Source organism: Corallococcus sp. AB018 (assembly GCF_003986945.1).
GTDB lineage: Bacteria > Myxococcota > Myxococcia > Myxococcales > Myxococcaceae > Corallococcus > Corallococcus exiguus.
The window spans coordinates 19,411-44,370 of the sequence record NZ_RAWR01000064.1; the positions used below are offsets into that span (position 1 = coordinate 19,411).

A 24,960-nucleotide genomic window follows, 5' to 3' on the forward strand; every position below is an offset into this window, starting at 1 on the left:
GCGGCTTCAGAAGTAGAGCGTGATTTTCGTGATGAAGAAGTCCGCCAGGCACACGGTGACGGAGGTGATGGCCACCGTCTGCGTGGTGGCGCGGCCCACGCCCTCCGTGCCGCCCTCCACCGCCAGCCCCTTGAAGCAGCCGACCAGGCCGATGATGAGCCCGAACACGGCGCCCTTGATGACGCCGGAGACGAAGTCGCCCATCAGCACCGCGTCCAGCGCACCCTGGAAGAACTGGTCCAGGGAGATGCCGTACTGGGAACGCACCACCAGCGCGCCGCCCACCAGGCCCACCACGTCCGAGAACACGGTGAGCACCGGCATCACGATGAGGCACGCGAACACGCGCGGAACCACCAGCTTGCGCAACGGATCCGCGCCCAGCGCGCGGATGGCGTCCACCTGCTCCGTCACGGTCATGGAGCCCAGCTCCGCGGCGATGCCGGACCCGATGCGCGCACCCACCGTGAGGGCGGTGAGCACGGGGGCCAGCTCCCGGAACAGCGTGAGGATGACCACGCGGCCCACGGTGTACTGCACGCCGAAGCGCGCGAGGAAGTAGCCGAACTGGAGCGAGATGACGAGCCCGGCGAACGTCGCGGTGAGCAGCGCGATGGGCAGCGAGCGCACGCCCAGGGATTCGGTGTGGAAGACGAGGCCGGCCCAGTCGTAGGGCGGGCGCACGGCGCGGCTGAACACCTGGCCCGTCATGACGGACAGGGCGCCCAGGGACTCCATGCGCTCGCGCAGGCGCTCCTTGAGGCTGGCGCCTCCGGAGAAGAGCTTCCCCTCGGGCATCATCGCTGGCGCTCCGCGCGGAAGCCCTGGAAGAGGCTTTCGAAGTCCGCCATGCGCGCGTCGGCGGCGCCCACGGGGGCGACGTAGCTGAAGTCGAAGACGCAGTTGTCCTTCTTCACCACCACGAGCTCCAGGGACACGGGCACGCCGTCGAGCTTCGCGACGTAGCGGCTTCGCAGGGCCTCGCGGTCGTCCAGGGTGAAGGTGCGCTGGCCCAGGTCCTGGCGCTCGGTGAAGCCCATGAGCAGGTGCTTCGTGAGGACCTGGAGGGACGGGTCGTCATGGTCCCGGCACGTGGAGTTGGTGGCGATGACACGGCCGGTGTCGCCGCGCTCCACGAAGGCCAGGTCGTTGTCGTCGAAGCCGCGGCGCTCCCAGACGTCGTTGGACAGCGGGCCGACGCGGTACTTCACGTCGGACTTCCGGAGCACCGAGTCCTCGAACGTCGCGCGGTGGCACCCCGCGAGGAGGGCGGACAGCACGAGCGTCAGCAGCAAACGCGACATGGCACCATTTCGTTCGTCCCGGGTCCGCCCGGTGGGACGGCGGGCATGGTCATGGTGCACGCCCGGCAGGTCCGCAAGAACTTCGTCGGAGCGAACGTCGACTCACGGACTCGCGCCTGCCGAGGGCCCGGCACCCCGAACGGGCTCCGGGCGACAGGTGCGCACGCGTTCGTGGGAACACGAAGGAGACCGGGGCCAGGCGTCGTCTATTCCGGAGGAGGTACCGGGGTCGCTCTCCCGCCGTGTCCCCGGTCGGACTGGGGGAGTCGGGGTGCATGGGGACAAGAGGAGGTCCCATGTTCAGCCGGGAGCCGGGGATTCTCCCGAGGAGGATTCGATGGACGGCGGACTGGCGATATTCGGATTCGGGTTGTTCCTGCTGTCGATTGCCAACCTGTACGCGCGCACTTCGTACTGGCTGGCGTGGCCGCTCCTGGCGCTCTCCATGCTGGCGATGGGGATGGCGTTCAGCGAGTCGAAGCGCCTGCGCGACGTGTCGCTGGGGGTGGCGGCGGCGCTGGGGGTGTTGTTCATCGTCGCGTTGGCGACGAGCACCGTGTGGTGGCTGACGATGGCGGTGTTCCTGTTCGCGGTGGCGTTCGGGCTGCTCTGGGCGGAGTTCCGCTTCGAGTACTTCGGGCACGTGACGCGGCAGGAATTGCCCCACCATCCGCGCCGGTCGGTGCACTGGCCCTGGCACCGGCGGCGGGTGCACTAGGGTTGTGACGGAGGCTCGGTGGCCACCTGTCCCGCGTGGACGGTGAGCCAGAGGGAGTCACTGGCGGCGGCGGCTCGGACGAGCCCCGCGTCGGTGGTGGTGAGGAAGACCTGCGCGCCGCTCCGGGCGAGGTAGCCCATGAGATAGGCATTGCGCTCGGGGTCCAGCTCGCTGGAGACGTCATCCAGCAGCAGCAGGGGGAGGAAGCCCATGGCGGCCTCCAGGTTTTCAATCTCGGCAATCTTCCAACCCAGCACCAAAGCGCGCTGCTGGCCCTGGCTCGCATAGGCGCGAGCGCTGCGGCCGCCCAGCGTCACGGACACGTCGTCCACATGCGGGCCCACGGAGGTGAAGCCGCGGTCCAGGTCACGGCGCAGGCGCGCGGAGAGGGCTTCGCGCAGGGCGGAGGCGAGGGCGGCCTCGTCGGCGTGGGCGAAGTCGGCGCCGAGGTGCGCGGGGTGGTAGCCGTAGACGGCGGGGTCCACGGTGCGGCCGATGGACGCGAAGGTGGCCTGGGCGCGGGGCGCGAGCTCGGCCATCAGCGAGCGGCGGCGGGCGTAGAGGCGTGCGCCCGCGCGGGCGAGGGTCTCGTCGTAAGCGTCGAGGTACGCGGCGTCGACGGTGGCGCCGTCACGCAGCAGGCGGTTGCGGTTCTTGAGGGCGCGGGCGTACTCGCGGCTTTCCCGGAGGAAGGCGGGGAAGCGGTTGAAGACGGCGCGGTCGAGGAACGCGCGGCGGGAGTCGGGGCCGCCCTTGATGACCTCCAGGTCATCCGGGGTGAAGGCGACGACGGAGACGCCGCCGAAGTAGTCCTCGAGGCTGGCGGCCTTCTTGCCGTCCACGAGGGCCTGGCGGGTACCGCCGCCGACCTCGACGGAGATTTCGCGCTCGGCGCCCTTGAGGAGGAAGCGGCCGGTGACGCGAGCGGCCTGGGAGCCCCAGCGGACGAGTTCGGAGAGGCGTCCGGCGCGGAGGGGCTTGAGGGTGGCGAGGAAGTAGAGCGCCTCCAGGAGGTTGGTCTTCCCCTGCCCGTTCTGGCCCACGGCGATGGTCGAGTGGGGGCTGGGTGCGAGCTGCACCGCCGGGAGGTTGCGGAAGTCCTGGACCTGGAGCGAGAGGAGGCGCACAGCGTCACCGTGAAGGGGCCGACCTTCGTACTACAGATGCGGCGGCCGGCGGGGCGCGGGATTCAGCGGGTGACGCTCGGTTGGTGGGGGCGGGTGGAAGCGCGCGGCTTCAGGCTGAGCCCTGCATCCGCTCCAGCGTGGAGATTTCCTGGAGTGTCTGTTGGTAGGCCTCCCGGGGCAGCACCTTCTGAATCCGCTCGAAGAAGTGCCTGGCCTCCTTCAGGACCTCGGCAACAAGGACGGCGAGTTCTACGGATGCCTCGCGAACGTCTCCCCCGATGACGACACGCATCGTGGCATGCCCACCGACCCCATCGGGTGTGATGCTCAGTTCGATGGGTTGATCGGGGAAGAAGGTCTGGAACGTTTCCCCCCTTTGAAGGTCGGCCACTCCTCCAACGAGATAGGCCCACAGCTGATCGATGTAGTCCCACTCCTGGCGGGTCAACATCGAGCGCCCACCCATGGAGAATTCCATCGCGCCCTCGATGTAGTCCTCGTCGGGGATGGGGCCGACGAAGGCATCGATTGGTACGAAGACCTCTCCTTGCCTGAAGTAGGTGGCGATCTGGACCATGCGTCTTGCTTCACCTATCGGGGGTAGAACTGACCGACTCGGCCCTGGTTGAGTCCCAGGACGTACTCTACTCCATCGACAGTCCCCCTCAGTTGGTACATCCCGCGTGTTCCTCGCCCGACCATCCGCGCCCGGTTCTGCTGAAGGACCGCCTCGATGGCACGAATCACGTCCTCGAAGCCCATCTTCGCGCCAAAGAAACTCTGCGCCTCTTTCGTCGTCCCATCCCAATACCGGGGGTGATGCCGCTCGAGGATGTGCTGGAGCCCTTTCTTGTCGAGAAGGAACGTCTCTGCGCCCGCCTGGAATCGCTTCCCCGAGAAGTCCTTGAGGTCGTTCACCACACGCTCGGGTGGCGCGACCTTCAAGCCGCTTCCGCCCCCTGGCTCCGCCGAGGCAAGGACATACAGCCCTCCAACACCTGTCCCCACCGCGTGGGCCATCCGTCCCACTGGAATCGCGACGCGCTCCATCACCAGCGCCCCCTCGCCGGTGAGGGACAGCACGGGGAGCATGGCGTCCGCGCCTCCCATCGCCGTGGTCAGAGCGCCAGTGGAGCCCTTCGCGACACCTCCTCCGGCATAGAGCGCCGTCAACAGCTTCGCGACTGCCCTGACCTGCTCTCCTCGCGTCATGAAGGTGAAGCGCTCCAGGTACTCGGGCGAGGAAGCGACGAGGGCGGCGATGCCCTCTGGCAGGTGTTGAAGAGCCAGGAGGCTGTCCGTTGGAGCGGTGAGGAACTTCCCGATGGACATGGCCAGTTCGAAGAACGCGTCCCCGGCGCCGTCCAGTGAGCGGCCGAGGATGTCCGCGTCGTCGTACACCTCCACGACGAACCCATTGAACACGGGCTGGAGCTGCTCACCCGTCGGCCGGAACACGCCACCGGTGTTGACGTAGAAGCGCCCCAGCTCGAAGCCCAGCGCGACGAAGGCTCCGTCCTTCCACTCCACCGGCCCCACGCGTTGCTGCGTACGCCCGTTGATGACCCACGCGAGATAGCCGTCGGGCCTCAACACCGCGAGCCGTTCGAGGCGGGTCGTCCGGCGCAAGAGCTCTTCCCGCGACACGCTGCTGCCCTCCAGCACCTCACGCAGCAGCAGGCTCGCGCCCATGCGAGGCGGGAAGTTGCCCAGGGTCACGGGCTTCTTCAGCAACACCGACAACAATCGCGCGGCCTGCGTTGGCGTCAGCGCGGACGCACGCAGGGGCAGTTCGTCCCAGGGGGCCAGCCCCGCGAGCATCAACAAACGCTCGAAGGCATCAGCCTCCTCGGTGCCGTGACGGACGGCCCGCACGGCGACCTGGCTCCGTGTGCTCCGTGCGGCTTCCGTGTCCAGGGAGCGCTCTGCGTGATGACGACGCAAGGGCGCGACCCCCGAGCCTCGATTGAGGACGCTGGAGTGCCCGGACTGCGGCCTTGTGGAAACACAGCCCGTGACGAGCAGGACCGCGCTCAGCAGCATCACCTCAGCGCGCATTGTCGACTCCCACACCCAGCGAGGCATAGGCACCCGGACGCAGCGCCCCGTCCGCCTCCGGGAACAACAGCGTCCCTCCCTGCCCCAGCGCGTACAGCCTGCCTGCGAAGCGCCAGCGCAGGTCTCCGGACACGAGGACACGGGCCCCCGGCTGGCCCAGGCCCATTCCCAGCACGCTCGCGGCGAGTTCCAGGTTCCGATCGAAGAGCTGGAGCGCGAGGCGTCCGTCCGTGTCCACGCGCCCCCAGGTGAAGACCTCCACCGCCCAGGAGAAGGTCAGGTGCCGATGCACCCTTCCCACCAACTGCTCTGCGTCCCAGCTCACGTCTGCCTCGGCGTAGACAGATCCCCCGTCCGGGAATGACGCCTTCGCCAGGGGCTGACTGGAAGCGCCCACCGCCCGAAAGCGCGCCAGCTCGTAGTCCGGGCCAAAGGCATCTTGGCGGAAGCCTCCGTGCTGCCGCCGCGCCTCCAAGCGCAGCCGCGCATTCAACGCGGGGCTCTCCACGTCCGCACCGATTCCGGCCACCGCGCCCCATGCGCCACCCGTTCCAGGCTGGCCTCCCCAGCCGGCCAGCAGGTGCAGTTCGAAGCCCGGACGCGTCCACACCATCGCGGTCCCATCCAGGTGGGCCAGCGTGACCTTGGGCGAGGTCCCCTCTCCCTTGCCACTCTCGTGCACCGCGGACACGGCCAGCGTGTATCGTCCGGCCTGGACGGGCCGCCCGAAGAGGACGTGCTCCAGGTCCACCTCGGCTTCCGCCCCGAAGAGCCGAGCACCCAGGACGTCCGAGGCAAACGCCTCCACGTAGAGGGGGCCGAGCGTCCCGGTGAGGAGGCCACCCGCCGGGTGGTAGTCGGGGTTGATGCGGTTGGAGTAGCGCCGCACAAGGTGCCCGGACAGCAGGCTGTAGCGCTCCAGCGCCCCCATCCACAGCGACAGGGGCGCTTCATTCGACCCCAGCTTGAGAGCCCGAATCAGTTGCCCCCAGTCGGACAGACTGTCCCAGTCTTCCTGGCGGAAGGCACCCGCGTTCCCTACGCCGCCCCACAGGCGCAGCCGCACCGGCGCCCCCAGGTTGACGCCGAACCCCGCGCCACCATCCAGCATCAGGGTAGGACCGAACTGGATGAAACCTTCGCGTGTCCCGCTGTCGCCGCCAGGCAGCAGGGCCAGGGTCGACACGTCGAGCCGGGTCAGGAAGTGCCAGTCCTCCGCGGCATTGGACGGTTCCAGTTCCTGTGCGGCCACTCGGTCAGGCCATGCCCAGAACAGAAGACACAGCACCACGCCCCATCTTCCGCCCATGAATCGCCCCCTCGCCTTGCGTGAAGCCACCGCGCAGCCATGCGAGACAATGACTACCAGGGTGGTCTGACTTGACGGCCCTCGACGAAGGCGGACAGCAGAGAGGGGCTTCGCGAGTGGCGCCGACTGGAAGGCGGATGGACCTTCACCCGGTTTCCATCATCCAGAAAGGGACGTAACCGCCCTTGGCAGTCCGCTCGTAGGCCACCACCAGGCCCATCGCATTGAGGCGTTGGCCCAGAAAGAGGCAGCAGCCTGCTGGGGCATAGGGGATGAGGTGCGTGGTGGCGGTGCGAAACCGGACGCGGGACTGACGGATGAGTTCGCGTGCCCGCACCGCGAAGGCGACTGCGTCTCCGTCAGAGCCCACCACACCATCGTGCGGCCCTCCATCCGGCTCCAGCACCAGGACCGCGCGGAAGCGCCCCTGATGCTCGGCTTCGAACCGCTCCACGTCCGGGCCCGCGTCACCCGTGAGTTGAAACACCACCAGCAGGTCCTTCGCGTCCGGTGTTCCCTCTCGCTCGGTGCTTCGCAGCTCCCGCCGCGTTGGCGTCGCGTCCGAGCGCCACAGCACCGTTTCGCCGCGTGTTGCCTGTTCCACCCGGAAGCGATCGCCCGCGACTTCCGGGAAACAGGCACCCACGGCCAGCGAAACCGACAACGGCACCTTGCCCCGGAAGTCGATCAGCGCCTCCGGTGGTCGGGATGCCAGCCTGCCTCGGGCCTCTCGCAGTTCAGGAAGCAATCGCTCACGCCAGACCACCTCCGACGGCACTTCTCGGGTTTCCCTGTTGAACTGCTGCGTCCAGTCCAATTCCACCATCGGTGGTTCGCGCCACTGGCGCCTGGCCCACCCGTGGATCCACAACCCCACGCCTGGGGTGTCGGTCCTCGGCGACAGAAGCCCACGCTCCCGGATGAAGACCTGGAGCTTCGCCCTATCCAACCGCTTGGCCTCGCCACCGGCCTCGATCCACTCCCGAATCCCATCCAACGCGATGGCCCGGGGCTCCGGGCCCTGCCTCAGCCCGTGCATGCGCATGCGCTCATCCACGCGCTCTTCCAGTTCCGCGATGCTCGCAAATCCCAGACGCAGGCGAAGAGCCCCGCAGAAGGCGCGCAGGACATCCCACTCCGCCCCCAGGTGCTCCAGCCATCGCATCCGAGCCATCTTCAGCACCCCGGTCGGAGCCTCCGCGAAGAAGTCCTCGGTGAGGCGCCAGTCCCGCCCCTGGAGGTATCGACCCAGCTCTGGATCCGCGGGCCAGTTGCTCACCAGCCATACCTCCACGGGCCCATGGCCGCGCAACAGCCGCCAGGCCGCGAAGAGCTTCTGGAGCAGCGACCGTCCCCGGCCGACCACCTCCGTCAGGCCCTCCAGCGTGTAGAGCGAGCGGTGGTCCACGTGCCACTTCACCTGCACATACTGATGTGCCACGGCCGCACCAGGACGAGGATGCAGCGTGACGTCATCCGCCGCCCCTGCTTCAGGGTGCTCAACGAAGGCCATCTCGAAGGGGCTGTCCTCGTCGAGCAATGGCAGCAACAGGAACCAACTGTAGAGGTGCTGATAGCGGTCGCCCTCCATCCGGGATGCGCTCTGTTCGCCCATGCGGCAGGTCCCTACGAGCCGGGCGCGACGAGGTCACGGTTGCGGTTGAACAACTCCTCGAAGATGAGCTGCATGTCATCGCGTGCCTTATTCAGAGGCATCGACTCCCAACCCTGGAACACCTGGAACAGGCGCTCGACCCATGCCCGGTGGTTCTCTTCGCGCACCAACTGACGTTGGAAATAGACAGCCACCGCCACTGGCGTGTCCTTCTCGAATCTGTCCAGCCGGATGCGCTGCTGCGCGTACTGCTCGTAGGGGTCCGGGAAGGTCGGCAGACCGGCGATCTCCATCGTCACTCGCCCCAATCCGGGTGCGTTCTCCGCCCGTTGCGCGAGCGCCGAGAGGCGGCAGGCATGGAAGAACCAGATGAGGTAGCGCCGCAGCCTGCGCTCGGACAGCTCCAGGACTGGCCGCTCCGGCTCGAAGACGCGCAGGCTCTCCACCACGTTCCAGACGATCTGCTCCACGGTCTGGGTCTCTCCCTGATCCCTCACGGTGCCGCCATGCTTCGCCCGTCGCCACGCCAGTGCCACCTCAATGGCCACCTCGTCCGCGTCGAAGTCCGCGACCTCCAGTACGAAGCCCGTGCGCCCGCTCCCGCTGTAGTTGTAGGAGGTCAGCCCGCCCTGCCCGACGTGGAAGACCTCATGCACCAGCAGCAGGCGCACGCACTCTTTCCAGTCCTCGTCGGATGCAAGCCGCTGACGCAGGGCCCCCAGGCCAAGCAACAGGTCGGCATGGAAGCTCCAGAGTCCCTTGAGGTGGCGATAGAACGGGCCACTGGATGTCGCAGGCACATCCTCGATGCGGCTCCGGAGCAGGTCCCGGCCCTGGATGTGTTCCACCAGTGAGGACTGCTCCGCCTGCCCCAGCCAGCCCACCAAGTCTTGATGGATCCTGCGGACCTCATTCAGCACCCGGGTGGCCTCCAGCAGCTGATCCGCCGTCAAGATCACCGCCGGTCGCTCCTCCTTGCGACGTGGGCGCAAGAGATGAACGGGGATGTATTCGTTCGTCTCCGGGTCGAAGTGGTGCAGCCGCAGGGGATGTTGCGTCTCCGGGTTGATGGCGGTGCCCAGCGCCGCGGCAAGCGCGCCAGGACCGTCCATCGCCAGTAGCACCGACTCCACTCCCTCCAATCGCTCGTGGAGCGCATCCAGCACCTGCCGGAACTGCTGCGCCGCCCTCGCGGCCTGGGCCGGGCCCTCGAACGCTGTTGGGGACACACCACGCACGGGCCGAAGGACAACGGTGGCCAGCAGCGCCGAGGGATGACGCGCCTTGAACTGCGCGACGGCCTTCTCACGGATGGAGCGCGTCACCTCTACGACGAGCGCGACATGGCCCCGTCCCCCCTGAGGCCCCGTCGGCAGCCCTTCCACCTCGAAGTAGGGCTCATCCGAGGGCGCATGGCCGCGCTGATAGCCCAGCCACCAATCCCCGTTCGGGTTCTGCTGGTAGACACACAGCGGCCGTCGCTCCAGCCGTGAAGCCAGGTGCATCCCCAGCATCAACGGTGCCAGGGGGAACAGATGGACGGCCACGTGATTCACGCCAAGCTCGGCCTCCTGGCGCGTCAGCGTCTCGGCGAAGCGGTCGTTCTCCGCGAACGCTCCAGCCCAGTCCTGAGGGCGCTGCTTGCGCACGTTCCGCTCGGAGTCCAGCTCGTGGACCGCCACACTCTCAACGTATTGATGGGCTTCCATGCCCGCTTGCGTGATGGCCGCCCGCGCCGCCGGGTCGATGACCGCACGGTCGTGCTCGTAGCGCAGCAGCAGTGCATCGGTCTTCTTGTTGATGGTGAGGTTCATGGGTCCACCGGACGATAGAAGGAGGTGGCGTTGGGTTCAGTCGTGGTCCCGGTAATCGTTGCCGAAGAGCTGTCGCAGCCGGCTGTGGGCCTGGGCGGGATCGGTCTTCTCCTCTCGCAGCACGTGCCCCAACTGCGTCGCCGCGCGGGACAGCAACTGTTGGGCCGCCACGCGTTGGGTCGCGATCATGCCGGCGTCCACGTCCTCGCCAAGGTGCGCGGGATCCGGGCAGGGCCGCTGGACGCTCGTGGACAGGTGCTCGAAGAGTGTCTTGAGCGTCTCCAGCTTGCCTCCATTGGTGGGCGGCGCGCGGAAGGCGCTGTAGCTCATTGCCTCCAGATGAAAGGACCGCAGCGGGCTGGACTGCTGCTGCCGGTTCCACTTCTTCACCGTCTTGATGAGGGGGTTGAGCATGTGTCCCGCGACCCGGTCCGCCTCCCTGCACCGTTCCGCGTGCAGGCGTGGATTGGTCTGGATCCAGCGGTCCGTTCCCCGCTCGGGAATGAGGAAGGCATCCCGCCCCGTAAGCTTGAAGGCGGGCACGACGTCGAAGTCGAGGCCTGTGCCGGAGAACTCGATTTTGATCGAGCGCCGCTGGATGCGCGGAGGGGCCTTGTTCTCCCACTTCTCACGAAGCACCCCTTGTACTTGCAGGAGCAGTTCGTGCTGGGAGTCCGCCAGCGGCTTCCCTGTTCCAGGGGCGGCAAGTGAGATGTCCCGCAGCACCACGAAGATGTCGATGTCGTGCAACGGCCGGATGGCGGTGTTGCGGCCGTAGGAGCCGGAGAGGAAGGTGGTCTGGGCACCCAGTCCAGCCTGTATCACCTCCCGCAGGCGGGTCTGCTGCCCGTTGCAGGCCTCGCGCTGGCCAGGGGTCAACTCCAGGGATTGGATGAACTGCTCAACGGCGTGACGCACGCTCCACATGCCCGTTCCTCGCTTTTTTTGCCTTCGACAGGAAGGACGCGAAAACCAGCGGGGAGCCGTCGCGGACCCATGCACTTTTCAAAAAAGGGCCCTGTCAGGGCCGTCCTACGGGCCTTGCAGCTCCGGAAAGGAAGCCAGCGCGCCAAGCAGGTCCTCCAGCGCCGGACGCTCCGCGGGATTCTTCTCCAACAACCGGGCCACCCAGCCGCGGGTGACGGGAGAAGCCCGGGGTTCGAGCAACCCCACGGGAGGAGCCTCCAGCAGGTGCTGAAACATCAATCCCTGCTCATTCCTCGCTTCGAAGGGGAGGCGCCCCACGAGCATCTGGAACCACAGGATGCCCAACGCATACACGTCCGCCTTCCCATCCACGCGCTTGGAGTCAACCCATTGCTCCGGCGCCATGAAGTCCCAGGTCCCCAGCCGCGCCTCCCGCGCCGTGGAGACCGCAAGCACCGCCGTGGAGGCCGATGCTTCCGTCATCCGCCGGGCGAATCCCAGGTCGGCCAGCCGGACCTCCATTCGCCCGGGTTCGCTCCGGGCCAGCAGGACGTTGGCAGGCTTCAGGTCTCGGTGGACAAGGCCCTGCCCGTGCAGATGGCTCAGGACCCGGGCCAGTTGCTGGACCACCCGCACGCAGTCTCCAGCAGGGAGACGGCCTCCTGCATGGAGAAGCACCTCCTGCAGGTTCGTGGGCAGCCATTCCAGGACCATGAATGGCGGCCCGTCCGGAATCACCCCCATTTCCAGCGCGCGCACCAGGTTCGGATGCTGCAGTGCCATCAGGGCCCGAGCTTCGTTGAGGAAGCGAGCCACGACCTCGGCGTGCAGGGACTGTTCGGGCCGCAGGAGCTTGATGGCCACCCGCGCGCCCTGCCCATCCTGGATGGCTTCGTAGACTTCGCTCATCGCGCCCACCGCGATCCTCTGCTGGAGCGTGTAGCCGTTCACGCGAGCATGGGAGCCCGCACCCTTCCGGGCACTCAAGAAGCCTCTGGCGGCTTGAGTGCGCGCAACTGCTCCATCCAGTGGAGCATCCCGCGCAATTCATCCGCGCACTCCGGATGGCTGGCTGCGAAGACCTCCGGATCCACCCGCTCCCCCGCCGAGCACCGGCGCAAATAGACAAGCACTGCGGCATCCACTGCGTTGTGGAGCTGGGCCTCCTGCAAAGACATGGGCGCGTCGGGCGCCTCGACACCCCTCATCCGTTCACGAAGCGTCTTCATTCCTCGCTGCATCAGGGACTCGATGGCGGTCGGGCTTCGCCCCATCTGGTCCGCCACCTCCGCCACCGACAGGTCCTTGAGGTGGAAGAGGGAAAGCGCCCTGCGCTGGTCATCCGGGAGCCCGTAGAAATTCGTGAGCAGCCGGCGCCACTCTTCCTGCTGGGAGGAGAACTGGCTGGGACTCTGTCCGGGCGCCACCGCCGTCTCATCCAGCGCCTGGACGTCTCCCGCGTCCCGCTTGTCCGTCTGGGCCGCTCGAACGAGGCTGCTGGCCTGACTGGCGACGACACGGCGAAGCCAGGTCATCCATTCCCCTTCGCTCTGCCCACGAAAGGTGGAGAACTTCTCGAAAGCCCTCAGCGCGGATTCCTGCACGACGTCCGAAACCCGTGCGCCACCGGGTAGGCCATCCCCCACGCGTGCCGTGGACCACTTCCGCAAGGCGGGCTGGCACCGCTTCAGCAAGACCTCCAGTGCCTTGGGCTCCCCCGTCCGTGCCCGGTGGATCAATTCTTCAATCGATGCCTCCGTCAGAGTCAGTCCATCCCCGCTCATTCCCGATTCCCCCTCGTCACCTCGCACCCCGCGGACTGGAACCTCAGGTCCTCGGGGTCCTTCTGCTGGAACTCCCGCGCCAGACCGCAGCGCTCCTGCTGGAGCTTCTGTTCCAGCAAGGCCTGCCCCTGCATTCGCGCCCAGGTTTCATACCCCGACAGGGCTTGCAGCAGGACCAGGGCGAAGCGCTTGCTGGGCATTTCCCCCTGCCGGAGTTGCTGTCCCAACGTCATGGCCTCTTCGTAACGTTCCCGCGCGGTTGCGGCGTGTCCCTCCTCGGTGTCGAGCGTGGCGAGATCCACGAGGACCCGGGTCAGCACCCACTGGAAGTAATGCTGTCCCCTATCGGCCCGGACGCAATCGCGCGCCAGGCCCAACGCCCGTTCCAGGTCCACCCGCGACCGGGCGAAGTCGCCCTGCATCCGAAGGGCTGATCCCCGGACGGCCAGCGTCTCGGCGAGGAGCGCGCTGTTGTAGGGCCCGGGGTTCCGCGCGTGAAGCTCGATTGCTTCCCCATACCGCCTGACGGCGTCCTCCAGCCGCCGATTCGCGAGTTCCAGGTCTCCAATCTCCGTCAGGCTCACCGCCAGACTGCGACGTGAGTCCTCCGGATCCCTTCCGTCGTCGGAGCGCTTCAGCGATTCGAGCGACGCCTCCAGGAGGACTCGCGCTTCATCCCGGCGGCCCCGGGCCCAGGCCACCTTGGCTCGCTTGGAGTCATGGAGCCCCTGCGCCTTTCGCAAGTCGTTGTCATCCGGGTGAAGGGCCCGGCCGGCACGCAGTTCCTCCAAGGACTTGTCCAGCGCGCCCTCAGCGTCTGACAGGCGCGCGTCGATGAAAGCCATGTCTCCCATCCGGTGGAAGAGCTTGATCCGGGTGAGGCGGACCGTGGCCCGCTCACGTTCGGAGTCGGGGAGCGAGGAGAGCAGTTCGTGATAGCGCTGAAGCATCGTCTCGCGAGGCTCCAGGGTGAAGGGCAGCCAGCTCAGCCTCCAGTCCACCTGGTCCACGAAGTCGTCGGTGGACTGGATGAGGCTGCCCAGATTCGCCTCCGCTCGCTGGCGCTGCTGCTCCGAGCGCACCGCGGATATGAGGATCAACAGGCTGGCCAGCGTAGCGAAGCCCCGCCACATCCATCGCGTCCGCGCATGTCGCTGCTCGAGTCTTCGGGCTGCCTTCAGGAAGTGCACGGCGCGCGGACTCAACCGCCTTGCCTGGAGACCGCCTTCCTCCAAAGCATCCGAGCCCCCCTGGTAGTGCAGCCTCAGCGCTCCCGTGGGCAGCCCCTCATCCGGATTCCGGGCCTGCTCCCAGGCGCTCGCGGCCGTCTCCAGGTCCGCCTGCCGCTCCAGCAGCGTCCGCTCGCGGTCCAACCAGCCCACGAGCGAGGGCACCTGTTGCAACAGCGTCTCATGCGCCAGGTCCACCCGCTGCCGCGCCGGTTCGGGGTCTCCCGAGAGCATGACGAGACGCGGGCCGGGCTCCAGGCCCGGGAACGTCCCCGACAGCTTCGAGAGGACCTCTTCCGCCAGCCCATCGCCTCCCGCGGCATGGAGCGCCTCTTGCCGCGAACGCGGGCGCCGGGTGTCGGGCACGCCTCGGCCCACCTGCACCAGGTCGAGAAGGAGCCACTTCGCCCGCTCCCTCCCCTGCGGCCCCAAGGCGTCCAGCAAGCCCTCTGCCTGCCGCGACAGCGCGCCGCCCACGCCTCCCATCCGGTCGTAGTCCGCGAGCGTCAGTGAACCTTCCGCATGCAGACCCCAGAGACCCCTCAACGCATGGCTCAACAGCGGCAGGCGTCCGTCCTCATCACGGGCGTCCTCCACCATCCGCGAAGCCAGCGCTTCCTCCAGATGGAGCCCCGCGTGGCGTGACAGGCCGTGGACGACCTGCGCGAGGCCAGACGCCCTCATGGGTGGCAACAGGTAGCGCACGGCCTCGGGAAGGTTCCGGGCCAGCGCGGGGAGCTGCTGTTCCATCCGATGGAGGAAATCACCGCGCACCGCCGTGAGCAGGCGCAGTGGCACTTCGCCGCCCCTCAAGGATTCGGCCAACAACGCATCAACAGCCTGCCGGTCCGCCACGTCGAGCGTAAGCAGTTCCTCCAGGGGCTCGAGGACCAGCAGCAGGAGGAAGCCCCGTGGCGTCTTCGACGAGACGAAGTCCCGCAGCGCGGTGGGCCCCGCTCGCAGCGTCCCAAGCAGGGCATCCTTCGACTCGGAGGCCAACGCCGTCGTGAGCGCCTGGGCCAGGCCATCCCAGAGGGTCGCCGACGGACGCACCGTGGCGATGAGCCATCGGGCTCCCTCCCGGATATCCAAGGTCCTCAGCCGGGTCAGGAGTCCCGCGTGGAGCAGCGAGGACTTGCCTCCACCACTGGGGCCTTCCACCTGGACCCAGCGTCGAGCCCCGACGCGCGCTTCCTCCAGGAGCCCGAGCAGCGCCGCCACTTCGGCGTCACGGCCATAGAAGAGCGCGGCCTGGGACTCGGTGAAGGAGGCGAGCCCCGGGATGGAGCAGACCTCGGGTTCAGGCTTCCAGGGCTGCTCCAGGACCTGCTGGCACCGCGCCATGGTGGGCCGGTCCTCCGCCTCCTTGGCGAGGAGGGTGGCCACGAATGCGGACAGTGCTCCGGGCACATCTGGAGCACATTGCCGCAAGGCGGGAGGCTCCTCCCGCGCATGCGCGGTCAGCAGTTCAACGGGCTCGGTCGAGTCGAAGGGCGTGCGGCCCGCGAGCAGTTCGAAGAGCACCACCCCCAGGGAGTACACATCCGCGCGGGGCCCGACAGTCGCGGCGCTGCGAAACTGTTCGGGCGCCATGTACGCGTACGTGCCGATGAGGGTCGACTCATGCGTATGGACCTGGGTCGGATCCAAGGGCCCCGCGTCTCCGGGCGGCAGCTTGGCGATGCCGAAGTCCAGGAGCTTCACCCTCTGACCCGGAGCCGTCGTGGCATCCGGGCAGAGGAAGATGTTCTCGGGCTTCAGGTCGCGGTGGACGATGCCGCGTGCGTGGACGTCCACCATGACGCTGGCGATCTGACGGCACAGCGCCAGGGCCCCGTGGAAGTCGCCCCTGGACGCGTTCATCCATTCGCGCAGGGACTGCCCCTGGAGCAGCTCCATGGCGAGGAACGCGGTGGTGCCCATCCGCCCACTGTCGAGGACGCGCACCACGCCAGGATGGTCGAGTCGCGCCAGGGCCTGCGCTTCCTGAAGGAAGCGCGCGACAAGATGGGGAGCCTCCGCGGCCTCGGACGACAGCAGCTTGAGGGCCACCTCCTGTCCGGTTCCTTCGTGGAGCGCCGCGAAGACCTGCCCCATGCCTCCGCTTCCCAGCAGGCGGAGGAGCCGGTAGGGGCCCACCTGGATGGGCGTCTCAGGTCCAGTCACAGTGCCGCCGTCGCTCCCGTCCAGTGCTGCGCGGCCCAGCCCAGCGCGCCCAGGCCCACCACCAGCGCGATGAACTCCACCAGGGTGCGCAGGTCGCCCTTCTCCGACGAAGGCGTGAGCAGGGCTCGGTATGCCGCCACCCCTCCGACGAGCAGGAGCATGTTCTCTCCCGTGGCGAACCACGTCGCGCCCACCACGGCCACCACCAGCCACCGCTGTTGGCGCGCCAGGGCCCGGAACCCTCGCGAACCATCCAGCTGCCACACCGGCACCAGGTTGAACAGGTTCATCCATGCCGCGAAGTGCGCGATGGCGCCCAGGACCTTCCACCCCGTCAGCACCGCAGCCACCAGCGTCACCACCACCGCGACGCTGCCCCAGATGGGCCCCGCGAGCCCCATGCGCGCATCCTCGCGCTCATCCACCGGATTCTGCTTCAGGCGCACGACCGCCCCGAAGCCTGGGAGGAACATGGGCGCGCTGGCCTTGATGCCCAGCCGCCGCAGCGCCGCCACGTGCCCTATCTCGTGCACGTAGATGCAGGCCACCACTCCCAATGCGAAGCGCCAACCCCAAACCGTCCAGTACACGCTCACCGCGAACATCATGGAGAACAGCGTGCTCGCCTTCGTGAGCCCGAGCAGCAGCAGCTTCCCCTTGCCCAACAGCAGCGCCAGCACGAACTTGAACTTCCACAGCATCAGGCCCACCGCGCCCATGCTGGCCAACACCTTCGGCATCCCCGAACGCTTGCGCTCCGCCTCCGCCAGCGGCGCCGCCAACCCCAGCGCATCCGCCTGCTGACTCAGCGCCGTCACCCGCGCCGTCACCTGCGCGTGCTGCGCCGTGTCCGGCGGCAACAGGTCCAGCGCCTCGCGCCACAGCGCCAGCGCTTCCATGGACGCGCCCCTCTGCGACGCCGCCTGTGCATCCGCCGCCAGCTGCGTCAGCCGCTTCCCATGGACCAGCTTCCGGCACGACGGACACGTGAGCAGCCGGGGCGCCAGCTCCGAACCACACCCCTCACACCGCTGCGTGAGGAGCGATACCGCGAGCGCCTCAGCCAACGGACCGCTCCTGCTCCGCCGGCGCGGCCTCACCCTCGGCCGGCGCCTCCACCAGCTTGAACGGCCCCGCGATGCTCAGCTCCGTCCGCCTGGTGCGGCGCCACGCCTCGAACAACGCGAAGCCGTAGATGAGCCCGGAGAGGGGGCTGTTGATTCCGACCAGCACCGGCGCAGCCACGGAAATCACTCCCGCGAGGACCACGTTGACCGCGGGGGAGACCGCCTCCGTTTCCTCCGCCGGCGCGTCGGTGGCCACCTCGGCCGGAGGCTGCGTCGTGAGCTCCTTGTAGACATCCGGCGCGAGCGAGGCCGCCACCGCGAAGTACGTCAGCCCCACCGCCAACACCTGGTAGACCCAGCCGCCGCGCGACTCCGAGCCCTTGAACACCGCGGTCCCCACCATCCACCCCACCGCGATGGCGATGAGGCCGATGTTGTAGCCCGTCAGTCCCACCCCCCAGTAGAGGAGCGCCCCCGCGATGGCCGCTCCAAAGCCAAACACCGACGCCGTCAGGAAGCGCTTCGCCTTCGAGCCGCCCGTCATCGCCGCCTCCACGTCCTCGCGGCACGCGGGACACAGCAGGCGCGTGTTCAGGTCGTAATACACGCTCTTGATGGCGCGCTGACAGACGGAGCACTTCGGTGCCGAGGGGGCTTCGGTGAACTCGGCGCGGTCGAACTGGAGCGACGCCGCGTCATCGGACGGCGGAGGAACAGGCTGGGTCATGGGCGGGGATTGCGACAGAGAAAGGGAAACGGGCCCACCCAACCTAACAGAAGCCTTCCGCCCCCCTCAAACCGGTGTCTGTCTTCAGCCGCCCTGCCGCAGCGCCGCGTGCCGCGCCGCCTGCACCAGCGCCACCAGGTCCCCATTCCGAGCCACGTCGCCCCCCGCGGGCTTCGCGTGCTCCGGCGAGAACAGCCGCGCGGGTGTGCGTGCCTGGCCTCGCAGCATCACGAAGAGGCGCAGGGCGTCCCGCAGGGCCTCCGCCTCCGTCCCCTCCTCCGCGCGCGCCCTCATCGCGGCCTGCTCCAGCCGCGACCACGCCACCTCTTCACTCCACGCGCCCCGGGGCCGCTCGCGAGACAGGGCCGCCAGCGCCGCCGCCGTCTCCACCAACCCCGCGCGCCCTTCCGTGAAGACGCTCCGCGCGGACAGTCGCAGCGCCGGGTCTTCCGACAGTGCGGCCCGCCAGGACAGCAGCGTGGGCAGTTCCGCTTCGCGCGGCACCACCGGCGCGAGCTCCGCCTCCAGCACCGCGCGCACCCGCACCCGCGCCACGTCGTGCCAGAAGGCCGCGTGCAACAGCAGCTCCGGCCCACTGCGCGCCACCCGCGTCGGTGCTCGCCGCATGCGCCGCTGGAGGAAGTCCTTCACCCGTCCCCGGCTGTCGTAGCGCTCCAGCCGCTCCCACAGCGCCACCAGCGCGGCGGCGCCCAGCGGCAGCGCTCGGGCCAGCTCCCGCGCCTCATCGTCGGAGAAGGCCGGCGCCCCTTCCGTCACCGGGCGCATGAACACTCGCTCGAACACCTCGCCCGCGGCGCATGCGGCGCGCAGCTCCGGCAGGTTGCGCGGCAACAGCTCCACCGCCTGGGCCCAGACGCGGCCGCCCAGGAATGGCGCCGCGTCCAGCACCTTCGTCTCCAGGCGCAGCAGCCGCTCTCCCAGCGTGGTGGGGCCGCCGTCCTCCTCCGCGGTGTCTTCGTCGTCGGAACCCGGGGAGGCACTGGCGGACAGCCGCTTCTCGGCCGCGCGCTCCACCGCCTCTCGCAGGCGCTCCACCTCGTGCATCAACCGGACGGGGGCGGCGTTGGGTGGCCAGCCTTCCGCCTCCACGCGGCGCCTCATCGCGGCCAGCGTCGCGTCCACCTCCGGCTGGTCGGCGGCCACCTCGCGCAGCAGCTCGAAGTGGTTGCGGATCCGGTCCTTCCAGAAGAAGGACTCCAGTACGCCCTTGAGTGCGCGATAGCGCAGGCGCGTGGCCTCCAGGAGGTCCGCCCGGTCCTCCAGCCGCGCTCTCAGGTCGTCTGGACGGGTGGCCACGCCCTCATCATAAGGGCCCCCCGCGCCGGGCGCAGGCCTCCCCATGGCGCGGAGCGTCGGACTTGGAACGGTGACGTCCCGCCGACGTGGGAAGTTGGACGACTGTGTCGGCTCAGACGCGCATGGGCATGACCACGGCCGTGAAGCTGCGGTCGCCGGGGCCGTGCAGCACGCCCGGGCTGTGCTCGTCACCCAGCTCGAAGCTGACCTCGTCCGTCTCCGTCACGCCCAGGACGTCCATGAGGTAACGGGCGTTGAAGCCAATGGTGATGTCGTTGCCCTGGTAGTCCACGTCCAGGGCGTCACGCGCCTCACCCAGGTCCGGGTTGCTGGCGGTGATGAGCAGCTTGCCCTTCTCCAGGCCGATGCGGATGGCGTTGCTCTTGTCCGCGGACAGCAGCGCGATGCGCTTCAGGCCTTCCAGCAGGCGCACCTTGGGCACGAGGACGACCTTCTCGCCCTCCTTGGGGATGACGCGCTGGTACTCCGGGAACTGCCCGTCGATGAGGCGCATCACCATGGTGAGGCCCGGCTTCTTGAACAGCGCCGAGTTCTCCGCGAACCCCAGGTGGCACTCCGCGTCCGGGGCCTCGTCCAGCAGGCGCTTGAGCTCCATCAGGCCCTTGCGCGGGATGATGACGCCGCTCTTGAGCTTGAAGTCGCCGGACATCTCGCGCTCGATGAGCGACAGCCGGTGGCCGTCCGTGGCCACCATGCGAACCTTGCCGCTGGACTGGGGCTCGAAGAAGACGCCGTTGAGGATGTAGCGCGTCTCGTCGCTGGAGATGGCGAACTGGGTCTTCTTGATCATCTCCAGCAGCACGTTGCCGGAGATCTGCACCAGGGGAGCGTTCTCCTCCTTGGGCAGCTTCGGGTACTCCTCGGCGGCCATGCCGACGATCTTGAAGTGCGCGGAGCCGGAGGAGATGTCGACGTAGTTGTTCGCCAGCTTCTTGAGCGTGACCTCCGCGTCCGGGAGGTTCTGCACGATGTCGAAGACGTACTTCGCGCTCAGGGTGACGGCGCCCGGCTTGGACACGTCCGCCGGGTGCTCGGACACGATGCCGATGTCCAGGTCGAAGGCCGTGACCGTGATGCTGCCCTTGTTCGCCGTGAGCAGCACGTTGGCGAGGATGGGCATCGTCGTCTTGCGCTCCACGATGCCCTGGGCGCGGTAGAGGGCCTTCTTCAGCTCGTCGGCGGCGATGCGGAATTCCATCGTGGGCGTCCTTACAGGTCACGGCCCCGGAGGCCGATCTCTTGGGGCGCGGGTGTACAACGAACGGGGGGGCCCTTCCACCGTCTTGGCGCCTTTGTCCGCGGGCTGGAGGCCCAATTCTGGACTGTTCGGGTGTCCAGGTGGGACAGGCAGGAAAAAGGCCCCTGTTGCCCTGGTGGCCGGGCGCGCGGCCGGGCAGAGTGGACCCGGCCGTGCCCTTCCCGCGTTGTAGGAGGGCACCCCGTTCTCCTTCCCGGAGTCGCCATGAACGCCCGCTCCCTGCTCCTGTCCGCCGTGCTCGTACTCGGCCCGGTGGCGTGCAGCACGCCGTCCTCCCCCACCGCGCAGCCTTCCAGCGACGTGTCCGGCGCGGAGGCCCCCGCCGACCTGAAGCGGACCGACGTGGACGCGCCCGCGGGAGCCGCCAACGAGCCCGGCACGGCCGCCCCCACCCCCTCACCCGGAGACGCCACCATGACCACCAGCACCGTCTACATCGTCAAGGACAACGGGAAGCGCTGCTTCGCGCCGCCCTGCGACCACTACGACCTGTTCAGCGCGGACGCGCCGGACAAGAAGCTCCAGTCCCTCCACGAGATCGACCTGACCGCCGTCACGGGCGGGGACGACGCGAAGCTGGGTGAGCTCATGCAGCGCGCCTCCAAGGGCGGCCCCGGCCTCAAGGTGGAGGGCTCGCTGGACAAGCGGCTGAAGGCCGGCCCCGGTGGCGACGCCATCGTCCTGCGCGCCACCCGCATCGTCGGCTGAGCGCGCCCCTTCCCACCGGGACCGCGTCCTGCGCGGCCCCGGCCGGATTCCAGAGCCTCAGAGCCGCACGCCCACCTGGAAGCCGGGCCAGCGCTGCATGCGCGTGTCCGCGTTGATGACGTGCGAGCGCACCGGCAGCGTGGTCAGCTTCGCGAACTCCGGCTCTCCCCAGGTGAACGCCACGTTGTAGGTAGGGCCCGCGAACACGGCCAGCCGGGGCATGACCTGGAAGCCCAGCATGGCGCGTGCCTGCGACAGCAGGCTGTTGGACGCGCTGGAGAACGGGTCTCGCGTGGACAGCACCTGACTGGCCGCGACGTCCACGTCCACCCAGAAGCGCGAGCCCAGCGGGATGTGCCCGCCCAGTCCCAGGCCCAGGCTGAAGCGCTGGAAGCGGTCGTCCGGGCCAATGCCCGCGAGCAGCGTCGTGTAGAAGTGCTTGCCCCCGAACTTCAGCGCCAGGTTGGTGAGCTGCACGTCGCTGCCGAACACCTCCAGGTGCAGCTGGCCCTTCTTCTCGTAGGACACCAGGCCCACCGGCACGCCGTTCACCTCGTCGGAGACGTTGATCAGGCCCAGCTGCATGCCGTGCACCGTGTCCGCGACGTTGATCACACCCAGCTGCATGCCGGACACGTCTCCGCCCACGTTGATCAACCCCAGCTGCATGCCGGTGAGGGACGGCGCGTGGTTGAGCAGCACCGAGCCCTGGATGCCCCGCGCGGCCGTCGCCACGGAGTTGACGCCCAGCGTGAACTGCACGCCCTTCATCGTGCCGTTCGCGTGATTGACACCCAGTGACAGCTGCAGCCCGGTGGCGTCCGAGGTGGTGACGTTGGCACCCAGCGCCGCCTGCACACCGCCCAGCGCGCCGCGCGCGACGTTCGCGCCCAGGGCCAGCTGCCCGATGCCGTCCACGTCCCCGTTGGTCACGTTGAGCCCCAGCGACGCCTGGGCACCGCGCACCGCGCCGCCCGCCACGTTGGTGACCAGCGACAGCTGCCCGCCGTCCACGTCGCCGCCGGACGTGTTGAAGCCCAGCGCCATGGACAGGCCGGACACCTCCGCGTCGTACACGTTGCCCGCGAGCCCCAACGCCAGCCCGCCGCCCAGCGCCGCGCCGCCGTTGACGACGCCCAGCGCGAAGCGGTTCTCCACCTGCGCGCGGCCTGCTCGCAGCGTGTTGGTGCTCATGCTCGGCACGAGACTCAGGTTCACCGGAAGCATCGTGCGGCCCTGGGGGGACAGGGCCATGCCGCCGCCACCGCCGCGCATCACGGTGGCCTCGTGGCCCACGCCCAGGAAGTCGCCGGGGGACAGCGGCGTGCGCATGCCTTCTTTCAGCGTGAAGGCCGCTTCGGACACACCGCCGTCCCACTCGCGCCGGGCGCGGTAGGCGCCGGGGGCCAGGCCCAGCTCGGTGGCGCGGCCGGACTGCTTCTGCACCTCCACCACCAGCGTGCCCACCGCGTCGCGCACGTACAGGCGGCCCTCCAGCGGCTCGGTGAGGACCAGGCCCGCGGTGGTGGCGCGCAGGTCGGTCATCACCAGGTCGCCGGTGCCCGCCAGCTCGATGTCGTAGTTGGGGTGCTGCGCGCCGCCCTGCGTGCGCTCGGTGCGCGCGAGCGTTTCGTGGAAGGCGAACTGGTAGGCCTCCGTGAGGGTGACGCGGCCGTCGTGGGTGACGTCGGCGGCGCCGCGCAGGCCGGACAGCAGGTGGTGCGTGAAGAACGAACCGCCCAGCCGGTCCGACTCCTGCGACGCCTCGTCCGCGCTGGATGAGGTGAGGATGGCGTGGCCCTTCACCTGGATGGCGGAGTCCACCAGGAACGCGGGCCGCGAGACGCCGCCCTTCTTGCGCGCGAACGCGCCGGACGCGCAAGAGTCCAGCACCGCGATTCTCACGTCCGCGGGCAGCCCCTCCAGAGAGCGGCGCAATTCGCCGTAGTCCAGGCGCTGGCCCTTGAGCAGCAGCCCTTCGTCATCCGAGTGGCCGGAGTAGTACAGCAGCACCTCCACGCGGCGGGCCCCGGCGGTGCGGACGCCTTCCGCCAGGCGGCGCACGCGGTCGAAGCCGGCGAGCACGCCCGCGCGGTCCACGTCCGTGAGGAGCACGCGGTCCTGGGGCAGCACGCCGCCCAGCTCCGACAGCACCGTGGAGAAGGCCTTCGCGTCGGTCTCCGCGTAGCGCAGCCGCACGCGCTCCGGGCCGCCGTCGTTGACGCCCACGAGCAGGGCCAGCCGGCGCACGGCCGTGGCTTCGGCGGCGTGGGCGGAGGTGGCCGCGCCCAGCGCGAACAGGAGGATGACGAGCGCTCTCATGGGGAGGGCTTCTCCAGCAGGAAGGAGGTCTGCCCCAGGCCCGTGGGCAGGGTCAGCGGCGCGGTGCGCGCCTCGGGGGATGCGGCGAGCACGCGCGCGGCGGCCATCACACCCTCCAGTTCGAAGGGGGTGTCCGAGGTGATGAGGAAGAACCGCTCGAAGCCGGGGGCGTCGTCCAGCTCGTAGGCGCGGGGCAGCAGGTGCGTGCCGCTGCGCTCCAGGGACGCGGACGTGTCTCCCAGCGCGGGCTGGTGCGAGGTGACGGTGCCCCGGCCGTCCACGGAGAGGATGACGCCCTGGGCGTGGCCGGCGGCGGTGTACGACAGCTGCACCACGTCACCGGCCTGGGCGGGGGCGCCGTCGGTGAGGTGCTCGGTGCGGGTGCCGACCTGGCGGTGCACGTCGAGCCGGGGCTGGAGTCCCTTGCTGCGCGTGGGCTCCAGGACGCCGGGAGTGCCGCCGGTGCCCGTCCACGGATTGTGCGCCTCCTGCTCCTGGGACGACGCCCCCGGCCGGACGAGGACGAAGAGGGTCGCGGCGGCGAGCACCGGCACCAGGGCGGGCAGGAAGCGCCAGGAAGGGCGCGATGGCGAGGCCTCGGCGCGAGGCGCGGCGGGCGAGTCGGCGCGAGCGAAGCGGGCCTTCACCTCGCGGGCGACGCGGTCGGGGGGCAGGGCCTCCAGGGTGGCACGCGAGTCGGCCTCCAGGGCAGCGAGGCGCGCGGGGCCATCGGGTTCGCGGGACAGGCGGTCGCGGGCGGCGGCGAGCTCGTCCGGGGGCAGCTCCCCCAGGGCGATTCGCTCCAGCAGCCAGTCTGGGGTGCGGTGGGGGGACGTCATGCGGCCTCCAGCTCCTGCAGGACAGCGGACAGGGCCCGGAGGCGCTTGCGCACTCCGGACACGGACAGGCCCACTTCGCGGGCGGTCTCCTCCAGCGTCATGCCGTCCACCAGGTGGAGCACGGCGATGTCGCGGCTGGACGCGGGGACGCGGCCAAAGAGTCGGTCCAGCAGGCCCCGGGCGGCGGTGCGCGCCTCGGTGTCGCCGGACGCGGCGATCTTCAGCACCAGCTCATCGTCGCGGTCCTCGGGGCGCCGCTTGGCGCCGCGCAGGCGGTTGAGGCACACGCGGGTGGCAATCTGATGCAGCAGGCTGGAGGGCCCGGCGTCCTTCAGCGCGGCCTGGTAGCGCAGCAGTTGAACGAACACGTCATGCATGGCGTCCACGGCCTGTTCCTCGTCGCGCAGCAGGAAGCGGCAGCGCCGGAGCACCTGGGGGCCATAGCGTCGGTAATAGGCCTCCACATCGACGGACACCGCACGCGCCTCCCGGTTGGACCAGGGGAACACCGGTGCCCCGAAAACCTGTCACCGGCATTTTGACGAAAGCGGCGTGCCTACCCCGTTTCCCCCCACCCGGGCCACCCCGGGCCGGGAAAGGAAGCCAGCACGTCCGCCCGCCAGCCCTGACCTGGGCGAGCGGAGCACACC

21 protein-coding genes are annotated in these 24,960 nt (G+C 69.0%); 2 read left to right on the forward strand and 19 right to left on the reverse strand.

Annotation, left to right across the window (positions count from 1 at the left end; translation table 11 throughout):
• Positions 1-6 precede the first annotated feature (6 nt).
• Complete coding sequence (locus D7Y11_RS15710; protein WP_120577956.1) at positions 7-801, reverse strand: ABC transporter permease; 795 nt, start codon at positions 799-801, stop codon at positions 7-9.
• Positions 798-1,304, reverse strand: coding sequence for a hypothetical protein (locus D7Y11_RS15715; protein WP_120577955.1), 507 nt, complete (start codon positions 1,302-1,304; stop codon positions 798-800). The genes D7Y11_RS15710 and D7Y11_RS15715 overlap by 4 nt, the downstream gene beginning before the upstream one ends.
• A 337-nt stretch (positions 1,305-1,641) precedes the next feature.
• Between D7Y11_RS15715 and D7Y11_RS15720 the strand changes: the two genes are divergently transcribed.
• Positions 1,642-2,022 carry a hypothetical protein gene (locus D7Y11_RS15720; protein WP_120577954.1) on the forward strand — a complete coding sequence of 127 codons (381 nt, stop codon included), beginning with the start codon at positions 1,642-1,644 and terminating at the stop codon, positions 2,020-2,022.
• On the opposite strand, the gene D7Y11_RS15725 is transcribed toward D7Y11_RS15720, so the two are convergent.
• From D7Y11_RS15725 to dnaN, 14 genes are all read right to left on the reverse strand, one after another.
• On the reverse strand, positions 2,019-3,149 hold the full coding sequence (locus D7Y11_RS15725) for a DNA replication/repair protein RecF (protein WP_120577953.1): 1,131 nt from the start codon (positions 3,147-3,149) through the stop codon (positions 2,019-2,021). The two genes, D7Y11_RS15720 and D7Y11_RS15725, sit on opposite strands and share 4 nt — an antisense overlap.
• A gap of 109 nt (positions 3,150-3,258) precedes the next feature.
• Positions 3,259-3,726 carry a hypothetical protein gene (locus tag D7Y11_RS15730; RefSeq protein ID WP_120577952.1) on the reverse strand — a complete coding sequence of 156 codons (468 nt, stop codon included), beginning with the start codon at positions 3,724-3,726 and terminating at the stop codon, positions 3,259-3,261.
• 14 nt (positions 3,727-3,740) lie between these two features.
• Positions 3,741-5,024 (reverse strand): hypothetical protein, encoded by a 1,284-nt coding sequence (locus D7Y11_RS15735; RefSeq protein WP_126934105.1) that lies wholly within the window; start codon positions 5,022-5,024, stop codon positions 3,741-3,743.
• A gap of 172 nt (positions 5,025-5,196) precedes the next feature.
• Complete coding sequence (locus tag D7Y11_RS15740) at positions 5,197-6,516, reverse strand: hypothetical protein (protein ID WP_126934106.1); 1,320 nt, start codon at positions 6,514-6,516, stop codon at positions 5,197-5,199.
• 145 nt (positions 6,517-6,661) lie between these two features.
• Positions 6,662-8,131 carry an SAVED domain-containing protein gene (locus D7Y11_RS15745; protein ID WP_126934107.1) on the reverse strand — a complete coding sequence of 490 codons (1,470 nt, stop codon included), beginning with the start codon at positions 8,129-8,131 and terminating at the stop codon, positions 6,662-6,664.
• A gap of 11 nt (positions 8,132-8,142) precedes the next feature.
• Positions 8,143-9,945: an SAVED domain-containing protein gene (locus D7Y11_RS15750; protein WP_126934108.1), complete on the reverse strand. Its 1,803-nt coding sequence runs from the start codon at positions 9,943-9,945 to the stop codon at positions 8,143-8,145.
• 36 nt (positions 9,946-9,981) lie between these two features.
• Entirely contained in the window at positions 9,982-10,872 is an 891-nt protein-coding gene (locus D7Y11_RS15755; RefSeq protein ID WP_126934109.1) for a nucleotidyltransferase, read from the reverse strand.
• Between the two features lie 105 nt (positions 10,873-10,977).
• Positions 10,978-11,859 (reverse strand): serine/threonine-protein kinase, encoded by an 882-nt coding sequence (locus D7Y11_RS15760; RefSeq protein ID WP_233607299.1) that lies wholly within the window; start codon positions 11,857-11,859, stop codon positions 10,978-10,980.
• Entirely contained in the window at positions 11,856-12,656 is an 801-nt protein-coding gene (locus D7Y11_RS15765) for an RNA polymerase sigma factor (RefSeq protein WP_126934110.1), read from the reverse strand. Before D7Y11_RS15765 ends, D7Y11_RS15760 begins: the two co-directional genes overlap by 4 nt.
• Complete coding sequence (locus D7Y11_RS15770; protein ID WP_126934111.1) at positions 12,653-16,051, reverse strand: serine/threonine-protein kinase; 3,399 nt, start codon at positions 16,049-16,051, stop codon at positions 12,653-12,655. Before D7Y11_RS15770 ends, D7Y11_RS15765 begins: the two co-directional genes overlap by 4 nt.
• On the reverse strand, positions 16,048-17,118 hold the full coding sequence (locus D7Y11_RS15775; protein ID WP_126934112.1) for a site-2 protease family protein: 1,071 nt from the start codon (positions 17,116-17,118) through the stop codon (positions 16,048-16,050). Before D7Y11_RS15775 ends, D7Y11_RS15770 begins: the two co-directional genes overlap by 4 nt.
• A complete protein-coding gene (locus tag D7Y11_RS15780; protein WP_126934113.1) occupies positions 17,111-17,845 on the reverse strand; it encodes a hypothetical protein in 735 nt (244 codons plus the stop codon). The genes D7Y11_RS15775 and D7Y11_RS15780 overlap by 8 nt, the downstream gene beginning before the upstream one ends.
• An 84-nt stretch (positions 17,846-17,929) precedes the next feature.
• Positions 17,930-19,162: a hypothetical protein gene (locus D7Y11_RS15785; RefSeq protein ID WP_233604899.1), complete on the reverse strand. Its 1,233-nt coding sequence runs from the start codon at positions 19,160-19,162 to the stop codon at positions 17,930-17,932.
• Positions 19,163-19,274: 112 nt separating this feature from the next.
• Positions 19,275-20,381: a DNA polymerase III subunit beta gene (dnaN, locus tag D7Y11_RS15790; protein WP_121752558.1), complete on the reverse strand. Its 1,107-nt coding sequence runs from the start codon at positions 20,379-20,381 to the stop codon at positions 19,275-19,277.
• Between the two features lie 264 nt (positions 20,382-20,645).
• On the opposite strand from dnaN, the gene D7Y11_RS15795 reads away from it, so the two are divergent.
• Positions 20,646-21,149: a DUF6748 domain-containing protein gene (locus D7Y11_RS15795; RefSeq protein WP_126934115.1), complete on the forward strand. Its 504-nt coding sequence runs from the start codon at positions 20,646-20,648 to the stop codon at positions 21,147-21,149.
• A gap of 57 nt (positions 21,150-21,206) precedes the next feature.
• Here the strand turns inward: D7Y11_RS15795 and D7Y11_RS15800 are convergent, their stop codons facing one another.
• The 3 genes from D7Y11_RS15800 to D7Y11_RS15810 are packed head-to-tail and all read right to left on the reverse strand — an operon-like array spanning position 21,207 to position 24,786.
• Entirely contained in the window at positions 21,207-23,471 is a 2,265-nt protein-coding gene (locus tag D7Y11_RS15800) for a caspase family protein (protein WP_126934116.1), read from the reverse strand.
• Entirely contained in the window at positions 23,468-24,310 is an 843-nt protein-coding gene (locus D7Y11_RS15805) for an ActD-like protein (protein WP_126934117.1), read from the reverse strand. The genes D7Y11_RS15800 and D7Y11_RS15805 overlap by 4 nt, the downstream gene beginning before the upstream one ends.
• Positions 24,307-24,786 carry an RNA polymerase sigma factor gene (locus D7Y11_RS15810; protein WP_014400585.1) on the reverse strand — a complete coding sequence of 160 codons (480 nt, stop codon included), beginning with the start codon at positions 24,784-24,786 and terminating at the stop codon, positions 24,307-24,309. The genes D7Y11_RS15805 and D7Y11_RS15810 overlap by 4 nt, the downstream gene beginning before the upstream one ends.
• Positions 24,787-24,960: the final 174 nt, after the last annotated feature.